This window comes from Rufibacter latericius (assembly GCF_003721515.1).
Taxonomy (GTDB): domain Bacteria; phylum Bacteroidota; class Bacteroidia; order Cytophagales; family Hymenobacteraceae; genus Nibribacter; species Nibribacter latericius.
In genome coordinates, this window is the sequence record NZ_RJJD01000005.1 from 312,274 (window position 1) to 334,044 (window position 21,771).

Annotated in this window: 14 protein-coding genes; 5 read left to right on the plus strand and 9 right to left on the minus strand. The window is 49.2% G+C overall.

Annotation, left to right across the window (positions count from 1 at the left end):
- Positions 1 to 66: 66 nt before the first annotated feature.
- From EFB08_RS10920 to EFB08_RS10945, 6 genes are all read right to left on the minus strand, one after another.
- On the minus strand, positions 67 to 1,113 hold the full coding sequence (locus tag EFB08_RS10920) for a metal-dependent hydrolase (protein ID WP_123126975.1): 1,047 nt from the start codon (positions 1,111 to 1,113) through the stop codon (positions 67 to 69).
- A 291-nt stretch (positions 1,114 to 1,404) separates the two neighbouring features.
- Positions 1,405 to 2,097, minus strand: a complete 693-nt coding sequence (locus tag EFB08_RS10925) for an ABC transporter ATP-binding protein (protein WP_123126976.1) — start codon at positions 2,095 to 2,097, stop codon at positions 1,405 to 1,407.
- A 38-nt stretch (positions 2,098 to 2,135) separates the two neighbouring features.
- Positions 2,136 to 3,623 carry a DUF5687 family protein gene (locus EFB08_RS10930; RefSeq protein ID WP_123126977.1) on the minus strand — a complete coding sequence of 496 codons (1,488 nt, stop codon included), beginning with the start codon at positions 3,621 to 3,623 and terminating at the stop codon, positions 2,136 to 2,138.
- Between the two features lie 735 nt (positions 3,624 to 4,358).
- The gene (locus tag EFB08_RS10935) at positions 4,359 to 4,997 is read right to left on the minus strand and encodes a hypothetical protein (RefSeq protein WP_125077711.1); all 639 of its coding nucleotides are present in this window, start codon (positions 4,995 to 4,997) and stop codon (positions 4,359 to 4,361) included.
- Complete coding sequence (locus EFB08_RS10940; protein WP_262707478.1) at positions 4,981 to 5,469, minus strand: RNA polymerase sigma factor; 489 nt, start codon at positions 5,467 to 5,469, stop codon at positions 4,981 to 4,983. Before EFB08_RS10940 ends, EFB08_RS10935 begins: the two co-directional genes overlap by 17 nt.
- 199 nt (positions 5,470 to 5,668) lie before the next feature.
- Positions 5,669 to 7,117: a Glu/Leu/Phe/Val family dehydrogenase gene (locus EFB08_RS10945; RefSeq protein WP_394342967.1), complete on the minus strand. Its 1,449-nt coding sequence runs from the start codon at positions 7,115 to 7,117 to the stop codon at positions 5,669 to 5,671.
- 228 nt (positions 7,118 to 7,345) lie between these two features.
- On the opposite strand from EFB08_RS10945, the gene EFB08_RS10950 reads away from it, so the two are divergent.
- Both EFB08_RS10950 and EFB08_RS10955 read left to right on the plus strand, forming a co-directional pair.
- Positions 7,346 to 8,722, plus strand: a complete 1,377-nt coding sequence (locus EFB08_RS10950; RefSeq protein ID WP_227006300.1) for a M20/M25/M40 family metallo-hydrolase — start codon at positions 7,346 to 7,348, stop codon at positions 8,720 to 8,722.
- A 261-nt stretch (positions 8,723 to 8,983) separates the two neighbouring features.
- The gene (locus EFB08_RS10955; protein ID WP_123126981.1) at positions 8,984 to 9,961 is read left to right on the plus strand and encodes a sulfatase-like hydrolase/transferase; all 978 of its coding nucleotides are present in this window, start codon (positions 8,984 to 8,986) and stop codon (positions 9,959 to 9,961) included.
- Positions 9,962 to 10,263: 302 nt separating this feature from the next.
- Here the strand turns inward: EFB08_RS10955 and EFB08_RS10960 are convergent, their stop codons facing one another.
- Complete coding sequence (locus EFB08_RS10960; RefSeq protein ID WP_123126982.1) at positions 10,264 to 12,075, minus strand: CotH kinase family protein; 1,812 nt, start codon at positions 12,073 to 12,075, stop codon at positions 10,264 to 10,266.
- Positions 12,076 to 12,868: 793 nt separating this feature from the next.
- On the opposite strand from EFB08_RS10960, the gene EFB08_RS10965 reads away from it, so the two are divergent.
- Together EFB08_RS10965 and EFB08_RS10970 are read left to right on the plus strand one after the other, a co-directional pair.
- Positions 12,869 to 14,242, plus strand: a complete 1,374-nt coding sequence (locus tag EFB08_RS10965) for an HTTM domain-containing protein (RefSeq protein ID WP_227006301.1) — start codon at positions 12,869 to 12,871, stop codon at positions 14,240 to 14,242.
- Positions 14,243 to 14,551: 309 nt separating this feature from the next.
- Complete coding sequence (locus EFB08_RS10970; RefSeq protein ID WP_123126983.1) at positions 14,552 to 16,867, plus strand: patatin-like phospholipase family protein; 2,316 nt, start codon at positions 14,552 to 14,554, stop codon at positions 16,865 to 16,867.
- Between the two features lie 67 nt (positions 16,868 to 16,934).
- Here EFB08_RS10970 and EFB08_RS10975 read toward each other — a convergent pair whose 3' ends face one another.
- Together EFB08_RS10975 and EFB08_RS10980 are read right to left on the minus strand one after the other, a co-directional pair.
- The gene (locus EFB08_RS10975) at positions 16,935 to 17,930 is read right to left on the minus strand and encodes a hypothetical protein (protein ID WP_123126984.1); all 996 of its coding nucleotides are present in this window, start codon (positions 17,928 to 17,930) and stop codon (positions 16,935 to 16,937) included.
- Positions 17,931 to 18,312: 382 nt separating this feature from the next.
- Positions 18,313 to 19,041, minus strand: coding sequence for a head GIN domain-containing protein (locus tag EFB08_RS10980; RefSeq protein ID WP_165864863.1), 729 nt, complete (start codon positions 19,039 to 19,041; stop codon positions 18,313 to 18,315).
- A 356-nt stretch (positions 19,042 to 19,397) separates the two neighbouring features.
- Between EFB08_RS10980 and EFB08_RS10985 the strand changes: the two genes are divergently transcribed.
- Complete coding sequence (locus EFB08_RS10985) at positions 19,398 to 21,770, plus strand: TonB-dependent receptor (protein WP_123126986.1); 2,373 nt, start codon at positions 19,398 to 19,400, stop codon at positions 21,768 to 21,770.
- The last annotated feature ends 1 nt before the right edge of the window (position 21,771 follow it).

A 21,771-nucleotide genomic window follows, 5' to 3' on the forward strand; every position in this document is an offset into this window, starting at 1 on the left:
CCCTGATGATCTCAGAAGCTAAGGCCAAATAACCGCTCCCTTCATATCCGAAACCAGAAGACGCTTTTACTTGGATGTTGCTCCTGCTTCTTCCTCAGGTTTCACGAAAATTGCCCGGAACATGTTGTCTATGGTTTCTCGGGTCCAGCCTTTCACGCGGCCGCGCTGCATCACCTGTTTGTTATCCACTCCCGGCGGACTCAGGAAATAATGGAACGTGAACTTCCCCCTGGGATTCTGCCAGCCCAGTATCTGGCCGTACCTGAGCACATTGAAGACCAGCGTGTCGTTCCAGCGTTCTACCGTGTGGTAGCCCTTAGCCACCCGAATCAGTTCCTGTACTTCCTCCTTGCTCACCGCCGAGGTCAGCAAGTGCTGATTTCTGGGGAAATAGGTAAACTTTGTTGCCATTTCTTTCGGTGCGAGAACCGACCTGTGCCCCACGTAATAGCCTTCATCAGTAGCTGCTACCGCGTACCAAAGCAATGTATTAAACGGTGTGGGTGTGACGAAATACCGCGTGTGGGACAACTGCTGCCTGGTGAGTGAAGCCTCAATTTGGTTACTCACCTTAGACTGGTTGTACATCGCAAATATCAAGTACAGTCCCGCTGGTATCAATCCTGCCAATGCCCAACGCCACCGGGCGGGTTTGGTTATTTTCTGCATCAGCAGCGCAATCAAGCCAAGGCACGGCCATAACGTGAACAAGGGGTCGGCTACGTACAGCAGGTGGAAAGAAAAGCGCTCGTGGCTGAAGGGTTCCAAAAGGCCGGTGCCGTAGGCATTGCAGGTATCCAGCAGGTCATGGACAAACAGTTGCACCGTGAAAAACAGGAAGAACTGTCCCCAGGGAATTTGTCGGTCTTTGTACCACTTCCTTGCTAAAAAAGCCAACAGGGCAGCTGCTACCAATGCAAAAAGAAAGGAGTGCGTGCCTCCACGGTGCACCAATACGTTTTCTGAGGGAGGTAGCCAAAGGGCCGCCACCACGTCTATGTCGGGGAGGTTCTGAGCCACTGCGCCCCACAGCAAAGCTCGTTTCCCCAATTTGCGGGAAAGCATGATCTCGCCAAGACAGGCACCTAAAGCAGCGTGCGTGAGTGAATCCATTTCATGTGGTATGGTATCTCTCTACGCACAAGCAGAAAAGGCGTTTTCAGGTAGTTTTCAGGAAATGGACCTTAAAACCGGTAAACCTACAATCTTCGTTATTCCAAGCTCGAACCAGATATTTGCGCTTATTGCAATAACCAATTCTCTTCTCAGTATGGCACAAAAAAAACCTGTTTTCAGATCGTTTTGCTTAAAACGATCTGAAAACAGGGGCTAATATTTGTAAGATTTTCTGTGGATTACTTTCTTAGGAGGCACCACTTTCCCACCGCTTCTTCCTGTGGATAACTACACCGTAAAGTAGCTTTCCAGTTGCTGTAGTGTGGTATTATCGGTTTTCATGTCTTCAATGACTCTGCCTTTTTCCAGTAGCACAATGCGGTCGCAAACTTCAATCACGTGGCTGAGGTCGTGGCTGGAGATGAGCAGGGTCATGCCCTGACGTTTAAGGTCTTTCAACAGGTTCTTGAGCCTGATCTGAGAGCTGGGGTCAAGGTTGGCGAAAGGCTCATCCAGGATCAGCAGCTCAGGGTCTGACATGACGGCGGCGGCCACTCCTACCTTTTTCTGGTTCCCTTTGGAGAAGTCCCGGATGTACTTGCGCTGCTCCAGAATCTCGCCGTTGAAGAAGTCCCGGAAACGGTCCAGGAACGCCTGTACATCGCCGGGAGTCAGGCCGTTCAGTTTCCCGATGAAGGCGAAGTATTCTTCGGGCGTGAGGAAATCAATGAGGAAGCCTTCGTCCAGATGCGAGCCGGTGTACTGTTTCCAGTCTTCGGTGGCGCGCACGTTCTCGCCTTTGCTGAACACCTCGCCTTTGCTAGGTCTGATCAGGTCCAGGATCATCCGGAAGAAAGTGGTCTTGCCGGCCCCATTGTTTCCTACCAGGCCAATGGTTTCGCCTTTCTGCACGGTAAGCCCGGGGATGTTCACCACCGTCACCCCGTTGTAGTTCTTTTGAAGGTCGCGTACTTCTATCATATCGTTTTGAGGCTATTTATCAGAAATCAAGAGTAAAACTAGGCTTGCCGAAAACCGGCTGCGATGGCGTATTTCTCCTGCTGGAAGCGCTTCACCACCACACCCAAAAGTTGCTTGTGGAAAATGAATCCCAGCAAACCTACCAAGCCCATAGCTGCAATGCCCCACCAAGGATTGCCCATCAAGCTAAATGGTAGGTAGATGAGGATAGGCAGCAGCAAAGCAGGCAACATCATGATGAACTGCGAAGCCCCTACGCCCTGCCAGTTAAAGGAAGCGCTCTTGCTCAGGTCTATCCGTTTCTTGTTGTAGGTACTCAGGTACAGCACCACAAACGTGTTGATGCCTATGTTATAGAGAAAGCAGGCGGTGTTGATGAGCATGATCTTGCCTCCATGGCCGGGCATGAGCCCGTAGAGTAGTGTGACCAGGTACGCAAAGGCACAGGCGGGCACAAACATCCAGAACTTAGCCAGGTAAAAGGTGTAAGGACTCAGGCGTTTGGTGAGCAGGGCATCAAAATGGGCGCTTTGCCACCCGGGCACAAACTGACCGTAGCTCAGCATCATAAACCCAGTCATGAAAATGCCCGGGAAAATGAGCATCGCAAAGCCATCGGTGTACATCTTATTGGTGTAGAAGATAAACCCGTAGGCCAGAAAGAAGAGAGACATGGTAGCCGTGGTTTTGGGGCGTTTGTGGCGCAGAATCAGTTTCAATTCCAGTCCTATTAAGGTGCCCAATTCGCCAAAACGCTGTAAAAACCCGATCTCGGTAGAATCACCCACTTTAGACTGCTTCCCAACGCGCATTTCCTCTGGATAAGTGTGCGCCATGAGAAACCGGTAATTGATCAGGTACACTACCACCAGAAGCACCAACGGCACCAGTACCCAGGCAGAGCTTTGGCCAAGCCCCTCAAAGAACACCCCCGATGCTTTTCCCAGGGAGATGTAGTTCAGGTAGTCCAGCGTAGCCAGAATCACTACCGCCAAGAGGAAACCAACAGTCACCAGAGGTTTTTCCACCAGCTGGCGCTTGAAATACATGGTCAGGAAGTTATTGACCAAAGTGAGCAGGAAGAGGCCTACCACCCACAGCCAGGCACCCGTCATCCCGTACACTCCCGGCAACATTTTGAGTGCGAACGGAATAAACAGCAACAGCGGGAGGAAGTTGAAAAGACTGGTAATGGATTTCCAGAGCACAAAATGGATCAGTTTTCCCTTGCCCACCGGCAAATGCAGGTACGGCTGAATACCCAGCACCGGAAGTTCTTGCATGAAAAACCGCAATGCCAGATCAATCAGAAAATAATACAGTAGGGCCTCATTCACCACCACCACCGGATCATTGCCCGGCCATCCCCACGCAATGATCTCGTCCAGGAAAATGCTGAGCGCCACTACATACAGCAACAAGAGAACCATGAAAAAGCCCAGCACCAGGTTCACAGCAAGGTTCTTCTGCCATACACTGGAACGGGTAGCTTCTTTCCATTGATGAGAAAGTAGTAATCTAATCATAAAGGTTTGTTGTTAGTAGGAAGGCGTTTCTCTCTGTTAGTCTACAGATGTACCTAAATATTACAATGTTGGACCGCTTTTTTCAGGAACCCTACAACTTACCTCATGGACGCGCAGTGCCTTTCAGGTTTGATTTAGAAACGAATAGTTGTGGAAGAAGCGGTATTTAGGTTGTTGTGGGAACAAACACAACGTCATTCATGGCTGAAAACGAAACAGGATTCTCTTGTTGGATGAAGGCCGAGATGGAAGCTCGCGCCAGCGGATCAGCAAACGAGGATTAGAGGCTTTCGCCTAACTGGTTTGCAAACTGCAGGTCAATATAGGTCCAAGTCACAGACTTGAACCATGAATATTCGGAAAGAGGTATTTGGAAAGAGAGAGAGCTTTTAACCCTAGCCGGGCTTTACTATACAACGCACCAGTTGGAAGAACCCTTTTCCAGTCTTTCTGGTGAGCGCCTAGGCAGGTTCCGGTGCCGACAGGCATTGCGACCAAAGGGAGCAAAGGAAGCTGGCACAGCGCGAACCCGGAAGACGGGGCCTCGCGGCCGTGAGCGCTCGGAGCTCAATTATGAAACAACCAAGCTCTTAAAGCAATAGACAAGCAGAAGCTACGCCAGCAAAATCAGATTGCGTGCACAACTAGCGCAAAAGTTCATATCAAACCTTTAAGAAAACTCCAGGAGACAATAAAAACGGCTGAAACAAAAAAACAAAAGGAACTAAGACAACTCTATGCCGCTACCTCCACACTCTCCAACTCACAATACGCCGCTTTCAACGCTTTCAAATGCCCACCAAACATCTGCTTGATGTACCACTTCAGAAAGAAATAGCCCAATACTGCCCCAATCACAAACCCGATGATCAGGCGCAGGTACATTTGTTCCCAGGGAAGGTGCGAGATGTTGATGCCTTTGGCCAGTTTCAGGTAAGCCAATTGCCCGGCGGCTAACCCGATGGGGGCCAGCAGCATGTTGGTCCAGAAGTAAAGCTTGGTGAGGCCGGTGAGCATCTCAATGAGGTTACGGAGGGTGGCCCGGAGATTTTCGGTGGTTACGTTCAGGCTTTTCACGTAAGACAATCTTGCCCAGAAATAGCCCAGAAAGGGCAGACACACCACCATCACCACCATACACAGCACCTGAAACGCCAGGTCCTCTTTCATCAGCACCGCACACGCCCCAAACAAGATAATCGTAATGACCTGCACCACCATCTCAAAATAGATGTTGCGCTTGAGCTTGGTCAAGGCATTCTCTGTACGGACTTTCAGTAAGCCTGCAATCTGGTGCTCGGTCACCTGGTGCGCAGCAGCGGCTTGGGCCGCGTACACCTTCCAGGTATCTTTGAGGCTATCTAATTTCATCATACACCGGGGTTAACAGCTTCTCTAACTTCGCTTTGATGCGGTTCAACTTCACGCCTACGTTTGACTTGGTGATTCCTATGATCTCGGCCATTTCATCGTAGCTTCGGTCTTCTAAGTACAGCATCACGATGGCCTTCTCCACCTGCGAGAGCTGGTCAATAGCGGCGTAGAGGTATTTGATCTTTAATTCATATTCGGCGGAGGTATCTGGCGCGGCCGGAATCTGCAGGTCCATGTCAGAGAGGGAGCCGTGGTGGGGGCGGCGGCTTTCTTTCCGGAAACTGGAGACGGCCGTGTTCAGCGCCACCCGGTACATCCAGGTACTTACCTTGGACTCGTGCTTAAACGTAGGATAGGACCTCCAGAGTTGCAGCACTATTTCCTGGAACAGATCTTTCCGCTCCTCCGGGTCCCGGCAGTACATGCTGCATACCTTATGGATCAAGGCTTGATCCTGGGCAATGAGCTTCACAAATTCTGCGCGTAAGGCCGGGTTCTCCAACGTGGTACGTAAAGGTTTAGGGTATTAGTAGCAGCCGCTGTGGGTAAATTACAAACCGGGCGTTAAAATCGGGAAAGGTTTAAAAAGAACCCCGTTTTCAGGCTGTTTTTCTGAAAACAGCCTGAAAACGGGGTATATGGTTTAAGAAAGCGAAAAGCTTTTTTTTCCATCACGGGAAAATACCCAGTGACTGGTAGCTCACGCCTATCTTCTCAATGGCGGCGTAGAAACCGGCGGTGCGCAGATCAGTGATGCCTTTGATTTGGTGGGTTACTTCGCGCATTTCCTGGTACGCTGTGATCATGGTGTCTTCTAGGCCCGAGTACACCAAATCTTTTTCATCGGCCCCGTGGATGATCAGCAGCTTTTCCTCGGCGGTGAGGCTTTTTCCGGTTGTTTTCTCAATAGTGTTCACCAAACGCTTGAGGCTGGCTTCCTCGGCTCGTTTGCCCATCCGCCCGAACCGTACGTTGGAGAGGTTCTTGAGCCACTCAAAGTAGGAGACGGTTACCCCGCCGGCATTCAGGTATAAATCTGGGAGAATGACCACGCCGCGGGCATGCAGAATGCGTTCGGCTTCCTGAGTGATAGGTCCATTGGCTCCTTCGGCAATGATCTTGGCCTTGATGTGCTCGGCGTTGCTGTGGTGAATCTGGTTTTCCAGGGCAGCTGGCAACAGCACATCGCAGTCATACTCCAGCATTTCCACGGAGTTGGCGATGAACGTGCCGCCGGGGTGCCCCTCAAAGCTGGCGTTCTGCTTGCGGTAATAGAAGATACTGTCTATGTCTAATCCGTCTGGGTTGTAGATTCCGCCTTCGCGCTCGGCCACGCCAATGATGATGGCCCCTTCTTCCTGCAGGAACTTACCGGCATGGTACCCCACGTTTCCTATCCCCTGGATGATGATTCTCTTTCCGGCCAATCCGCTGGAAAGCCCCAGTGGTTTCAGAACGGCCTCGTCATGCAACGCTTCCCGCAAACCGAAGAAGATTCCCAACCCGGTGGCTTCGTTCCGGCCCCGGATACCTCCCTGACCTACCGGTTTCCCGGTCACGCAGCCCAAGGCGTTGGTTTCCCCGAATTTGAACGCATGGTAGGTATCAGCGATCCAGGCCATCTCGCGGCCGCTGGTTCCGTAGTCTGGCGCGGGCACGTCTACGGCCGGCCCAATGAGGTTTTTCTTGATGAGTTCAGAGGCAAAACGACGGGTAACCCGCTCCAGGGTCTCCACCGATGACGTTCTGGGATTGATTTTCACGCCTCCCTTCGCTCCCCCGAAAGGCACGTCTACCACGGCGCATTTGAAGGTCATGAGGGTAGCCAGGGCTACAACCTCGTCTTCGTCTACGTGCATGCTGTACCGTATTCCGCCTTTGGTAGGCAATTTATGCTGGCTGTGCTGCGCCCTGATTCCTTCTATTACCTGGATCTTGCCGTCCACCTCTACCGGGAAATTGACTTTGTACACGCTGTTGCAGATTTTGATCTGCGCCAGGATACCAGGGTGCAGTTTAGAATGTTGGGCCGCCTGGTCAAAGTAGTAATGGACGCTGTCCAGAAATTCTCTGCCCGGTGACACTGCGGGGCTCATAATGGATGACACGGATTGACTCATAGTTTCTGCAATTGGTGGTGTAAGTAAAACGTACTATGGCGGGTCCACGTTGCTTTCCTCCTGAAATGTTCCACGAAGAACATTTTCAACCCGGTGTTTTTCACTTGGTTTACCCAAAACAGGCCGAAAACCGTTTTTTCCTTTGCTGCCCGCCTGCCACCATTGGTTTCTGCAGAATAATCCGGAAATTACAAGTCTGATTATACAAACAAAGCCATTTCCCCTTTTATGTTTTATCCAATTTCCTCGTTTGCCCGTGTCAGTGCGGCAGCCCTGGGCTTGCTTCTCTTACCAAACCTTACCTGGGCCCAAAGCATTGTCAAAGTAGACCCCGTAATCAAAACCATGACCGAGCAGGTGTCTGCCCAGGAACTGGAACGATTGGTGCGCGGCCTGGTAAGCTTTGAGACCCGCCACTCCCTCAGCACCGTCAAAGACAAAAAGAAAGGCATAGGCGCCGCCCGCAACTGGGCCGAGGCCGAGCTGCAGAAAGCTGCTGCCACCTCTGGGGGTCGCATGATCGTGACCCAGGACAAATACATCGTAAAAGCCGATGGCCGCCGCATCCCGCAGGACACTGAGTTCGCCAACGTCATGGCCACCCTAAAAGGCACCGATCCGACTGATGACCGCGTGTTCATCGTGAGCGGCCACATTGATACCCGCAACACCGACGTGATGGACGCCAAAGGCAAAGCCCCTGGCGCCAATGACGATGGCTCAGGAACTGCTGCCGTGATTGAACTGGCTCGTGTTATGGCCAAACAACAGTTTCCGGCCACCATCATCTTTGTCTGCGTGCAGGGCGAGGAACAAGGTCTCTACGGAGCCAAACACTTAGCCGAGCGCGCCAAGAAAGAGAACTGGAACCTGGTAGCCATGCTCAACAATGACATGATTGGCAACTCCTTCTCAGACGAAACCAACCTGAAAGACAATACCCGCGTGCGGATTTTCTCCGAGGGCGTACCCGCGTTTGAAACCCCCGAGATGACAGCCCTGCGCAAAAGCATCGGTGGCGAGAACGACAGCCGCAGCCGCCAGTTGGCCCGCTACATGAAAGAAATCACGGCACGCTACATTCCCCAACTGGAAGTAGTCCTCAATTACCGCACTGATCGTTTCCTGCGTGGGGGCGACCATACTCCCTTCAGCCAGGCTGGTTTCACCGCTATCCGGGTGTGCGAGATGAACGAGAACTACCGCTACCAGCACCAGGATGTTCGTACCGAGAACGGCATCAACTACGGCGACTTCCCAGAACACGTAGACTTTGAATACGTGCGCAAGAACACGGCCATGAACCTGGCTACCCTGTCTAACCTAGCCCTGGCCCCTGCCTCTCCTGAGGAAGTAGGCGTAGTCACCAGCAACCTCACCAACCAGACCGAACTGCGCTGGAAGGCTCCATCTAAGGGTGAAAGACCAGCCGGTTACTACATTCTCATGCGTGATACGTCAATGCCTATGTGGGAAAAGAAAATCTACGTGGAAGGCACCACCACTACCCTGCCCTACTCCAAAGACAACTACTTCTTTGCCGTGCAAGCCGTAGACGCTGAGGGCCACGAGAGCCTACCGGTGATGCCTAAGCCGTTGCGGTAAGCGCGTTTTAGACTCATTTTCCAATAACTGATTAAAAAAGCGGACCATTTACCTTTGGAGGAAATGGTCCGCTTTTTTAATCCTTTTTACGTAAATCTATATAGAAGTTCTTAGATGTTCACCGCCCATATAGGACCATTCAACGGTGAAAAAAACACTTCCTTCTAAAACTTCTACTATCAAATGTTTTTTTGTCAAACCTTACCTGTAATTAACTAATGATTTGATTCCATCGTAAGAAATTGCTCTAACCACATTTCTATGAAAAGGCTTTTACCCAAGAGGTTCTCTTTTATACTAGGTCTATTGATAATAGCTTGTTTTTGCCAACAGAGTTGTACTTCTACAGATGAAGTTTCACCTCCAAAACTAAAGGAAGCTTATAAAACGGAAAGTGTCATAATTGTTGTGATTGATGGACCCCGTTTTACAGAGACCCTTGGGGATAGTAATCATACTTATGCTCCTTTTCTTACTAAACAATTCCTTACAGAAGGCGGAATTGCCCTGACTAACTTCTACAATGACGGGGTTACCTTTACTAACCCAGGACATGGCACTATTACCACAGGTTACCGTCAAAACGTTGAAAATTCTGGGAAAGAGCTTCCAAAGAACCCCTCCTTTTTTCAAGCATGGCGGCAACAAACTAAAAGCCCGGCTAACAGTGCCTGGATAATTGCCAGTAAGGGTAAATTGGAAATACTTGCTAACTCTAGTGATAGTGCATGGCATAACCAGTACATGCCAAGTACTAATTGTGGCACAAATTCTGGTTCAGGCTACCGGAGTGATCTCACTACTTTTGAGGTTGCCATGAAAGTACTGCAAACAGACCACCCTAAATTAATGCTAATCAACTTCAAGGATCCGGATGTAGGTGGTCATACAAACAACTGGTCTGGATACTTACAGGGAATTAAAAGGGCAGATAGCTTGGTGGCAGAATTATGGACTTATCTCAATAAAGATAAAGCTTATAAAGACAAAGTTACCTTATTGGTCACCAATGATCATGGTCGTCACTTAGATGGTATGGCAGATGGTTTTGTATCACATGGTGATGGGTGCGAAGGTTGCCGGCATATTACGCTCTTCGCTGCAGGACCAGACTTCAAAAAGAACGCTACTATAGATACATATTACAGGCAAAGGGACATTGCCGCTACTGTAGCAGAACTAATGCGCATAGAAATGGTAACTGAAGGTGAAATGATGAAAGAACTTTTTAGGAAATAGTGAAAGTTATTTCTATAGGTTAAATCATTCTTCCATATTCTATTTAATCTATTATAAAGAAACTTAACCTACCAAGTAAAGGAAAAAGGGTAGGCCAGCGACTAATTTTGAGATTTCACCCATTCTCTAATTATTGCATGTACCTTCCGCAAGGCAGTGGTAACTGGGTGCTGGGTGTTGCATTTTGGGAACAAAGTTGTTATTATGAATGCCCCTTGCCAGAAACCGAAGTATTCTGACAAGGGGCATTGTAATTATGTTGACATCTCTGAGCAGTTTACATCAACATAAATAAGATCAGTTTACATTCTGTTGATTTCAGAATCTAGCCAATTTATTCGTCTCTGAAGCCAGCTTTTCAGGTATTGTACTTCATTTTCATACGAACCTGTAACAACTGCATTTGGCCAAGTATAATTATCTAAAAGATCCCATTTTTCAAAGTTCTCTTTTTGTGAATATTTCAGTTTGCCAGCAGTGCTGTTAATATAAGTAAAAATAGTGTTTACTTCTTCCCGCTTTAACTCGCTCCAGCGGTCTTTTACTTTTTTTCTGAAAGCAGGATCTTCAAACAAACGGTTCATCCAAATTGAATTTTTAATCCACCAACCTTCAGGCTTATCGTTGTTATCATAAGTCACGTTTCCCATAGCTATATCAAAGTCCCAAACTGGTCCTAAGAATAACTTCTTGTTCCGCTCTTTATATAAAAAAACACTTGAGTAAAAGGCTGCATCCCTATTTTTTAGTAATTCATTGACTAAGTACCAGTTAATAAAACTTTCTACATCAATATAGTTTGCGTAACCAGTTACAGGATCCGTGAACGTGGCAGAAAAAATAGCCTTCTCAGTATTTCCGATGTAATCTTTTATATAGTTGAGCTGTTGAGGCACAATATCTTCAGGGGATTTAATCGTAATTGGAACATTCCGGGATGATCTAAACCAGAAAGTTTCATCAAGTCTTTCATCTACCTCTAATAGATATCCCCCAGAAATTGCCTCTTCAGAGACATCACCTGATTTCATCTCAGTGATATTGACTCTGTCTTTAGATACTTTAACTGTTTCAGTCAACAAATAATTACCCAAATACTCTCCATTTAAAATTACCTCTACAAATTGGGCTTTGGGAGTATAAGCTAAACCAAACCTTTTGCTGAGTTCAAAAGCAACAGCGTTCCTCATTAAAGATTTATCTGCGTAATTGGCTAGTAGGGCCCATTCTTTATCAGCAGGCATTCCTAATAGAGAAGCTTTTTCCTTCAACTTTATCTTGAAGGGCTTTTTAGGCATATTCCAAGTACTGTTGCCTCTACCTTTAATCTGGATGTCTCCTTTAAAAGAGGCACCAACTCCTGACAATTTCATTTGCCCTGAAACGTAGTTCTCTTTATTTAAGATAGGAGCCCTATTTTCAGTATCTATGTACACTAAAGGTAGACCAGTGAATACATGAAGTTCAACCGTATAGTTTTTAATGGTCCCGTCTTCAGCTTCAATTGCGTACTGTACTCCATGGGTAAAATTGTTAGGTGTCACACCACTCAACTGCAAGGCGTCTACTACTTTCACTACTTTACCATTTGTAGTAAAAGTTGCCACCATTGATTCAACTGAGCTTGTATAAGGTATAATTCCTATGATCTTATCATCAATGATTTGACAAACCACATCCTCTAGTAACTGTGTAGTATTGTTTTTTACTTCAAACTTAAATGAAGTAAAAGTTGCGTTAGAGCTTCCGCTCTCTTGTTTTACTACTACACGATAAACTCTTGTACTACCGTCTTCTGCTTCAACCGTATACTCTAATGGTTGGGAAAAATCATTGATCGTAACGCCACTTTCCTGCACCACATCTTTGATCCGCACAACGTGCCCAGTTGTAGAGAAAGTGGCAACCATATTGGTAAGTTTTGTTCCATAAGGCACAACTGCTTCAATTAGCTGATCTTGGATCTTAAAATCTATGATTTCTTTTAATGAATGTGCATTCTGTTCGTTGAAGGCCTGGAACTTAATGATCTCGTTAAAAGAATTTTCTTGGTCTTGTTGACAACTACTAATAAGGAAGAAAATGTAAACAAAGAATAATAATTGTTTTTTCATTAATATAAACGTATGGATATAAGGGACTTTAATCTGGATATATAGGATTAATTACAAAAATAAAAATAATTTTCAACTTTGGTATATAATACTATAATTCTAATTTTAATTAAAAAAAAAAATTAAATTAATAAGGTATTTACCTTCTTTTAAATTTTACGTCATAAAATTTTTATGATGCTTTTTCACTCACATAGACAGGACTTTTGATAAACATCTTTCTATAGATGTTACCATTTTATTAAAATAGACCTAACTAACAGAAATAGCATTATGATATCCTGAGAGAAACATTTAATAAAACTAGGTTTAACTATATAACTTTAGAATGGTTCTTACCATTTAGCGATTGAGTTAAATACAATTCTATTAAACAGCAAAGTTTATTTATGAAATCAATAGATAGCCTTTAATGGCGGTAGTCAGGGCATCGGTTATCGCCATTAGCTACAACAGTCTGCTTTTAGTCGGCCCTAGAAGGCGAATGCTGACCTTTAGTTGCCCATGGACTGACCAGTACATTGACTTATTCAGGTTCAAACAGGTGTGACGGCTTTAGACATTTAGGCTTTACTCATCTGGTTTTAAAATTAAAACTCAACATTGGTTTAACCTGCACTTCTAGGCTCTTTCCGTCTAGCTTAGCCTCAAGATCATCCAACACAGTTGACTAACAGCTTCACTAAATTTAAAAGTCTGATATTAGTAATGACAAAACTCTGAATTAGTGTCATTGGTAACTTTCATAATTTTTAAAAACGAGTATAAATTAACTTCCATATTCATTTGAGAAATGTCTCCCATGCTCTCCACCACCAACACGGCATCAGCCCTGAAACCTTCGCTTCTGACGTGGCTCCGGCAACCGGTAGACAATGCGCCGCTGGTGGTTTTCCGGTGGATGTTTGGGCTGCTCCTGTTCCTGGAAACCGCGGGTGCTATTGCCACGGGCTGGGTAAAGAAGAACATGATAGAACCTACCGTTCTGTTTCCCTTCATCGGGTTTGAATGGGTAAGGCCGCTGCCGGGCAACGGGATGTACTTCTACTACGGCACCATGGCGGTGTTGGGCCTTCTGGTGATGGTGGGGCTTTATTATCGGGCTAGCATGGCGGCTTTCACCCTGCTGTGGTGGGGCGCGTACCTCATGCAGAAATCCAGCTACAACAACCATTACTACCTGCTGCTGGTACTCTGTTTCCTGATGCTGCTGGTGCCTGCCCACGCATACGCCTCCCTGGATGCCCGGCGGAACCCAGCGTTACGGTCGCTTTCCTGCCCGCGCTGGTGCCTCACCATCTTCGTGGTTCAGATGGGGATTGTCTACACCTACGCGGCCATTGCCAAGATCAACGTAGATTGGCTGGCCGGCACTCCAATCCGGACGTGGTTTGCGAATAAAAGCCACTACTGGCTTATCGGTGGATTGCTGCAGCAAGCCTGGTTTCAGAAAATAGTGGTGTACGGCGGCATCTTCTTCGACCTCTTGATTGTGCCCTTGCTGCTCTGGCGCTACACCCGTCCTCTGGCTTTTCTGATGGCCATCTTCTTCCACGGGTTCAACTCAGCGGTGTTTCACATCGGTATTTTCCCGTATCTGGCCCTGGCCTTGTGCGTCTTCTTTTTCCCGCCCGAGACCATCAGAAGGAAGTTCCTGCGCCGTAAACCAGTTTTTGATTCGGCGCAGCCTCTCTCCCAGACAATGGGGTTGGCAGAACGTAGCCTTCTTTTGCTTTTGGCCGTGCACCTCCTTCTGCAGGTAGCCTTGCCCATGCGGCAGTGGTGGTTCCCCGGCAATACCAACTGGAGCGAGGAAGGACACCGGATGTCCTGGCACATGATGCTTCGGTTTAAAACGGGGTTCGCGCGTTTCAAGGTAGTGGCAGACGGTAAGGTGTTCTGGGAGAATCCAGAGGCGCATCTTACTTCAAAGCAAACCCGTACCGTGGCTACCCGCCCTGATCTTCTATGGCAGTATAGCCAGTTTTTAGCCCGTAAATACCAAAAGCTGGGGTACCGTCAGGTAGAGGTGTTTGCGCATACCAACGTCAGCCTCAACAACCGGCCGGCTCAGTTGCTGGTAGACTCCACCGTGAACCTAGCGGCAGTCCCGTGGCAGCCCCACACACCTTCGCCCTGGGTTGTACCGTTACAGGAGAAAAAGTAATACTCCTATTTTATTGCTTTAAACAATCAACGCTCTGCCGAGTTCTATAAAACATAGGTGACATCGGCCGGATGGCCCTTCGTTCCTGCTTCTTTTTGAAGGCAGCAACTCTTCTGTTTCTTTTCAGGTATTTATACTAACCTTTTCTTTGAACAAGTAGTAAGTGCACCTAATCGGCTTGACGAATGGCTTTTAGGGTTCTTCATTGACGCTTCTTCACTGACCAGAAATGCCCCTCACTTCTGCCTGAAGAAAACAGAGCAAAACTCCTGGCCTTGTAGCTACGCTTCTATTTCTAGTGTTATTCATATGTTTAGATTACTCCATTTAAGGGTAACATTGCTCCTGCTGGTGCTTGTTTCCTTACAGGCAAAGGGGCAGAAAGTTGGATTGGTGCTCAGTGGCGGCGGAGCCAAGGGATTGGCCCACGTAGGGGTCCTGAAGGTGTTGGAAAAAAACAACATCCCTATTGATTACATTGTGGGCACCAGTATGGGCTCCGTGGTGGGTGCGCTGTACGCCGCCGGTTACTCGCCCAAGGATATTGAGGATTTGGTGTTGTCCCCTAAGTTTCAGTACTGGGTGTCTGGGCGGCAGTTGGAGGAACACGCCTTCAACTACTTCAGCTTAGACCCTTCACCGGCGGCCTTGCGTCTGCCTATTTCCCTGAATAAGAACATCAAAGTACAGACCACCAGCGGCTTGGTGAGCGATGTGAACCTGAACTACGCCTTGGCGTCTACCCTGGCAGCTGGCGGAGCTATTTCTAAATACGACTTCAACAAGCTGTTTGTACCCTACCGCAGCCTTACCGCCGAGATTTTCACCCGCCAGCAGATTGTGCAGCGCAGCGGCTCCCTGGCAGATGCCGTGCGTAATTCCATGGCGGTTCCGCTGGCCTTTCGTCCCATTCGGCAAGCTGATGGCCGGTATCTGTTCGACGGAGGCCTGTTCAACAACTTCCCTACCGATGTCATGCGTTCTGAGTTCAAGCCAGATGTGATCATAGGCGTGAACGTGGGCGATGTCTCCTTCAAGAAATACCCGCACGAGAAAGACGACGAATTGCTGAGTTCCTCCCTGGTGTTCCTGGGCTTTGACGTAGCCGATACCCTGGCCGTGGGTCCTAACGGCATCCTTATCCAACCCGATCTGGAAGGTTATGGCACTACGGCCTTTGACCGCGTGCAAGACCTGATTGAGTTGGGCGTGAAAGCCGCCGAAGAGAAACTTCCGCTTATGAAGCAGCGCATCCGGCGCGAGGTAGACTCAGTGAGTTTGCAGCAGCGGCGGCAGGAGTTTCAGAAGAAAGCGCCGCCTGCCCGTTTCACCAGTGTCAAAATCCAGGGCCTGAAAGAAAACCAGCACAATTACGTCCGTAACTTCTTCAGGAGGGGCGAAGACAACAAATATGAGATCGGGAACATAGAGGAAGGCTATTATCGGCTGGCCGCCAATGACTTTTTCAAGGGCATTTACCCGCGCATCAGGTTTGACAGCCTCACCGAAGGCTATGAACTCAGCATTGATGCCCAGCAGAGCAACAACGCCACCGCTGAGGTGGGCGCGGTTTTCAGTACCCGTCCGGTAGACAACCTGTACATTGGGCTGGAATACCGTTACCTCAATCGGCTTTTGTACACCATAGGGGGCAATGCCAACATAGGCCGGTTCTATGCCGCCGGTCAGTTTGGGTTCAGGGTAAACGTACCTACCAAGCTGCCTTTCTACGTGGAACCTTCGGTGATGTACAGTTCCCTTAATTACAGCGACGTCAACGATTTCCTGAAGCGCGATGCGGCCAGTACCCAGGTGCGGCAGCGCGATTTCAAGGTGGGGCTGCAAACGGGCTTCAGCCACAACTTCAGAAGCCGCGTGGTACTGGAGGGCGCCTATTTCTCCAACGAAGACGAGTACACCAACCTCCGCAACGTGTCTTCTGAAGATGTTCTGGACGAAACTGACTTCAACGGAATCACTGCCGCCCTGCGTTTTGAGCGCAATTCCCTGAACCGCAAAATGTACTCTACCCGCGGCCGCCGTGCCGTGATGGGCGTACGCGGGGTGATGGGGGAAGAGGCCTATAAGCCGGGTACTACCTCTCTGATAACCGATCCCCGCACCGCAGACCACAAATGGCTGCAGGTATCGGGTACGCTGGAAGAATACTTCCCTTTCAATAAGGATAGAAGCTCGTGGGGCTATTTCCTGGAAGGGATGGTCAGTACGCAGGGCACCTTCTCTAACTACCGCTCCTCACTTAACACCGCCCCGGCCTTCACTCCCCTGCCAGACACCCGCACCCTGTTCCTGGACCGGTACCGAGCTACCCGGTATGGGGCCGCTGGTTTGCGTTACTCCCAGAACCTGCTTACCAAATTTGAGTGGCGCACCGAGGCATTTGTGCACCTGATTCACGGCCCCTTGGAGGAAGGGCCTTTGCAGGAAGCCATCAGGGCCAGCGGCTTTGACCGTCCGCGGCTGACGGCCAGCACCGGCATTATCCTGCAGTTACCCATCGGCCCGGCCGCCCTTCATGTCATCCACTATGACAATGAAGAAAACCGATGGACCGTCTTCGGGCACGTGGGCTTTTTGTTGTTCCGGTCCCGCACCCTTAATTGATCTTCAGGATAAAGGAATTGCGTTTAAGGGCTGATTTGACTAAAACTGCCCTTAAACGGAAAGTTTGCTAGTTAAAGGAAAGTAAGGAGTAGTAATCATACACGGTTTTGAGGAAAGGCACAGAGTGCCCCTCCTGCACTTTCTCGTGCAGGGTGCTTTCCAGTTTACCCAATGCATCAAAGGTGTTGGTTTCTTTCAGGAACAACTGTTTGCCCCGGTACAGGCACTTCTGGGTCACTTGTTTCTGGGCATTGTAGGAGATAGTGAGCACCTCAGGCTGGGGCAAGCCCGGACGGCGTATTTCCAGTTTCTCGGGTAACTGGGCCGCATTGTAGGTGATTTTGATGGTTTTGAGGGCACCGCTTCCGTCGCCACTCATTAGCTTCCGTTTCTGCACTTGCCCAGCCACGGCTGTGTAGTACCAGGTAGGCCCCTGTTCTTTGAGCAGATGGTTCAGGTTATAGTCATGCACAAACCGCCGGTAGGTAGGTCCGGCGGTCTCGTGCTGTAACGTTACCTTTTTATCCATCCCTTCATGGTCTAATGTCACGGTGGCTAACAGGGAGTCTTGTCCTTGCTCCAGGATGAAAATGCGCTTTCGCTGGATGAAATCTGGCAGGTACCGGAGGTTCCGCTTGTATTTGATTCCTACTCCGCTCAATTCATGGGTGGTCACGGAAGAGTACGAGTCTTCGATTTCCTCGCCGGAGGCTATCTCCACCAGTACCTCCAGCAGACCGGCATCGCTCTTGAGGCGGGTGCTCTGGTTCTTGCCCAACAGCAGCAGGGCATCCATGCCTTCTAGTTGGGCTTTCTTCCGGAGTTGCTCTACTAGTTGCGCATAGGCCACCTCTCCCTCTACTTTCTGCTCCAGCACCGATATCTTCACATAGGCGGTATCTGTGGGCCGTTCGCCGGGAAAAAACACTTCCACTTCCTGTTGCTGCACCGGCGTTGGAATAGAAGACAAACGGTTATCAGAAAGTGACTGGTAAGAACTCATACAGGCAGTACTCAGCAGGGCAACTGCTACCAGCAACAGCGCATAGGAAAATGTTTTCATAGAGAACGAGGGTCAGGAAATCTTCTCTTCAGACAGGAGAATTCCCGTTTACCCCTACTTCTCCATTTTCATTCTTTCCTTGGCTTAAATATAAAAAAGCACCGTTCCCAAGTTTCTGGGGGCGGCGCTTGACAGAGGATTACGTTGTATCTGATTCTACCGAGAAAGGTATCACCCGAGGCAAAGGGAAACCTGGACTTTATTCTATGTCTCTCTCCAAACACCCTGAATAAATGAAGTCTGGTTTCCCCTACCCTCTGGCTTTAAACATGGGAAATGTGATTTGACTTGCCGCTTTCCGGCCCATTTCCCAAAAGCTCACCTAAAACACCATATGCCGGAAGTCTGCCTGTGCGAACAACCCAGCTATTTAATAAGAAGCTTAGCCGCGTTTTCTAACCGAGCCGCTTCCGCTTACCCGGCTGTCTACGCTGGGGGAGCCTTCATACAACACTTTGCCGCTTCCGCTGATGCTGGTTTTCAGGGAGGAGGTGGCGTTTACCTCGCAGGAACCAGAGCCGCTGATACTTACTTTGGCGTCGCTGGTCTTGAATTCATATCCTTTCATGGAGCCGGAGCCGCTCACCGAGATGGTGCTTTGCTGCCCCTGTCCTTTCAACTCAATGCTGCCCGAGCCCGAGATGCGGCTGGAGACATTTTCTACATTGGCGCTGAGCAAAATACTGCCAGACCCACTCACGGCCAGATCCAGGGAATTGCTCTTGAACATGCCTTCGCCTTTGATCTTGCCAGATCCGCTCACGGCCAGTTCATTGATTTGCGGCACGGTGATGTAGATGGTCACGCGGCCTTTGCCTGAAGCCCACTCTTTGTTCCAGTTCTGGTTTTTTTGCTTGATGGAAAGACGTCCGTTTGATACCTCGGTCACTAATTGCTCCAACTGCTCTTTATCTCCTTCCACCTTCACGCTCTGGGTGCTGCCCTGCCGCAGAATCACATCGGCGGGGTATGCTAACCCTATTTTCTGGAAAGGACCCACATTACGGGTTTGCTCATCTGCCACCGCAGCAAGGTTGGCTGCCTTAAAAGAAGTCAAAGAAGCGATAAGGGCCAGCACAGCCAGCAAAGGAAAGATGTTGGTTTTTTTCATGGGAGTAGCGTTACGTTTCATCTTAAAGATGAGAAGCCGTGCGTAAGGGTTGCATGGGCACCTCAATTTATTTGTCGTTTTCCCTAAAACAGCCCTAAAACCCAATACCCTACCCTTGTGCTATCCTTTCTAAGCTCCTTCGGAGATGCTTACTTAAATAGGAGGTACCGATATTGAATAGGGCAGTTTAGGCCATTTTTTCTGCTGTTGGCCTTCCTTCTAAAGTTGATTCAAGCTTTATTTATCCTGTTTGGGAGAAAAATACACCTGCTCCATCACATATAGAAAGGCATATATAGGGGTAACGGATAGGTTTGCGGTCATATACCCAATGTACCAGACCTGTTTACCTATATATGAATTCCAGTGAACAAACCTTCTTCTATCGCAGAGGCCTGCTGTTGCTCTCTTTCTGCGTTCTTTTCTCGCTTCTTCCATTTGCAGGAAATGCTCAACAGAAACTCACGCTTAGCGGCTACGTGAAAGACCAGTCCTCCGGCGAGGGTCTCATTGGCGCCACCGTAAGCGTGCGCGAACTCTCGGGCGTGGGCGCGGCTACCAACGAGTACGGCTTCTTCTCCCTCACCCTGCCACAGGGCACCTACACGGTGGTGGTAAGCTACCTGGGGTTTGCCACGTACACGCAGACCGTGGCACTTTCATCTCCACAGAAACTGAACATCGAGCTTAAAGGTGACCAGACCGCCCTGCAGGAAGTAGTGGTGACCAGCACCGATGTGAAAGATGAGAACGTGCGCAGCATGGAAATGAGCACCATGAAGATGCAGGTGGCCGAGCTCAAGAAAATGCCCGCCCTGATGGGTGAGGTGGATGTGATCAAGGCCATCCAGATGACGCCGGGTGTGCAGACCGCCGGTGAAGGTACCAGTGGCTTCTATGTACGGGGCGGCGGCGTGGACCAGAACCTGATTTTGCTGGATGAGGCTCCCGTCTACAACGCCTCTCACCTCATGGGCTTCTTCTCGGTCTTCAATTCCGATGCCATCAAGGACGTGCAGCTCTACAAAGGCGGCATTCCGGCCGAACACGGGGGCAGGTTATCTTCTCTATTGGACATCAGAATGAAAGAAGGAAACAGCAAACGCTTTGCTGCCTCCGGCGGAATTGGAACATTGAGCAGCCGTCTGACTGTGGAGGCTCCCCTTGTGAAAGACAAAGGCTCTTTCATCCTCTCGGGCCGGAGAACCTACGCCGATGTGTTCTTCAAGCTTAGCTCAGACGAAGGCATCAAAGACAATCAGCTGTATTTCTACGACCTGAATTTGAAAGCCAACTACATCCTTGGCCCGAAAGATAGGCTGTTCGTGAGCGGCTATTTCGGGCGTGATGTGGCAGGTAACAACTCCGGCGCTTTTGACTGGGGTAACGCTACTGCTACCCTGCGCTGGAACCACTTGTTCAATGACAAACTCTTCACCAATACCACGCTCATCTTCTCAGACTTTGACTACTCGCTGGGCTCCAAAGAAAAATCATCGGAGTTCACCTGGACCTCGCACATCATTGACTACAGCCTCAAAAACGATTATACCTACTACCTGAATCCGAAGCACCAGTTCAAGTTTGGTCTGGTGGGCACGTTCCACCGGTTTCAGCCGGGGGTAGTGAAACCAGGGCCCGAGTCTTACTTCAACGAGATCAGGCTAGATGGTTCCAACGCTATAGAAGCTGCTGCGTACCTGAGCCACCAGTATGAGATCACCTCGCGCTTCTCCATGGAGTATGGCCTGCGCTTCTCCTACTTCGCCAATGTGGGGAAGGGAACAGTGTATGAGTACGCTCAGGATGGTTTCACCAAAATCGGGCGCAAAGACTACGGTTCCTTGGAGGTGATCAAAGACTACATGGGCTTTGAGCCTCGCTTCTCGGCCAAGTATCAGGTTGATGAAAAGAGCTCGGTGAAAACTTCCTACAATCGAATGCGCCAGTACCTGCATCTGCTGTCTAACTCCACGGCCTCGCTCCCATTTGATGTCTGGGTTCCCAGCAACCAGTACACCCGGCCGCAAATCGCCGACCAAGTGGCTGCCGGGTACTTCCGTAACTTCAAAGACAATATGTTTGAGGCCTCTATGGAGGTGTACTATAAATGGATGCACAATCAGATTGACTACAAAGACAATTCTGATGTGTTCCTGAACAACCGCATTGACACGGTCTTGCTGCGCGGTTCCGGCACATCTTACGGCGCAGAATTCCTGGTCCGTAAACAGAAAGGCGACTTCACCGGCTGGATTGGCTATACCTGGTCTAAAACCGACCGCAAAGTGCCGGGCATCAATGGTGGAAGGGCCTACCCAGTGCGTTATGACCGTCGCCACTCGGTGAATGTGGTGACCACCTACCAACTGAACCCACGCTGGAGTTTTGGTGCCAACTGGACCTACGCCACAGGCGGGGCCACTACTATGCCTGTCGGTCGGTTTGAGTACGAGGGACATTCCTACCCTATCTATTCTTCGCGCAATGGGTTCCGCCTGCCCGCTTACCACCGTCTGGACTTGGCCGTAACGTATGACCGCCCCAGAAGCCTTACCGGGAAGAAGCATGACAGCAGTTGGAGCCTCTCGCTCTACAATGCCTATAATCGCAAGAATGCCTTCTCCATTGCTTTCCGGGAAAACGAGGACAACGCCAACCAAACCGAAGCCGTGAAAACCTATCTATTTGGAATTATTCCGGCGCTTACTTACAACTTCAATTTCTAAG

What these genes read in the sequence shown, in the direction of transcription:
- EFB08_RS10920 (WP_123126975.1), bottom strand. Translation starts at nt 1,113, where the DNA reads ATGGATTCACTCACGCACGCTGCTTTAGGTGCCTGTCTTGGCGAGATC.
- EFB08_RS10955 (WP_123126981.1), top strand. Translation starts at nt 8,984, where the DNA reads ATGAAAAGGCTTTTACCCAAGAGGTTCTCTTTTATACTAGGTCTATTG.
- EFB08_RS10935 (WP_125077711.1), bottom strand. Translation starts at nt 4,997, where the DNA reads ATGATGAAATTAGATAGCCTCAAAGATACCTGGAAGGTGTACGCGGCC.
- EFB08_RS10960 (WP_123126982.1), bottom strand. Translation starts at nt 12,075, where the DNA reads ATGAAAAAACAATTATTATTCTTTGTTTACATTTTCTTCCTTATTAGT.
- EFB08_RS10945 (WP_394342967.1), bottom strand. Translation starts at nt 7,117, where the DNA reads ATGAGTCAATCCGTGTCATCCATTATGAGCCCCGCAGTGTCACCGGGC.
- EFB08_RS10985 (WP_123126986.1), top strand. Translation starts at nt 19,398, where the DNA reads ATGAATTCCAGTGAACAAACCTTCTTCTATCGCAGAGGCCTGCTGTTG.
- EFB08_RS10975 (WP_123126984.1), bottom strand. Translation starts at nt 17,930, where the DNA reads ATGAAAACATTTTCCTATGCGCTGTTGCTGGTAGCAGTTGCCCTGCTG.
- EFB08_RS10925 (WP_123126976.1), bottom strand. Translation starts at nt 2,097, where the DNA reads ATGATAGAAGTACGCGACCTTCAAAAGAACTACAACGGGGTGACGGTG.
- EFB08_RS10965 (WP_227006301.1), top strand. Translation starts at nt 12,869, where the DNA reads ATGTCTCCCATGCTCTCCACCACCAACACGGCATCAGCCCTGAAACCT.
- EFB08_RS10970 (WP_123126983.1), top strand. Translation starts at nt 14,552, where the DNA reads ATGTTTAGATTACTCCATTTAAGGGTAACATTGCTCCTGCTGGTGCTT.
- EFB08_RS10950 (WP_227006300.1), top strand. Translation starts at nt 7,346, where the DNA reads ATGTTTTATCCAATTTCCTCGTTTGCCCGTGTCAGTGCGGCAGCCCTG.
- EFB08_RS10980 (WP_165864863.1), bottom strand. Translation starts at nt 19,041, where the DNA reads ATGAAAAAAACCAACATCTTTCCTTTGCTGGCTGTGCTGGCCCTTATC.
- EFB08_RS10930 (WP_123126977.1), bottom strand. Translation starts at nt 3,623, where the DNA reads ATGATTAGATTACTACTTTCTCATCAATGGAAAGAAGCTACCCGTTCC.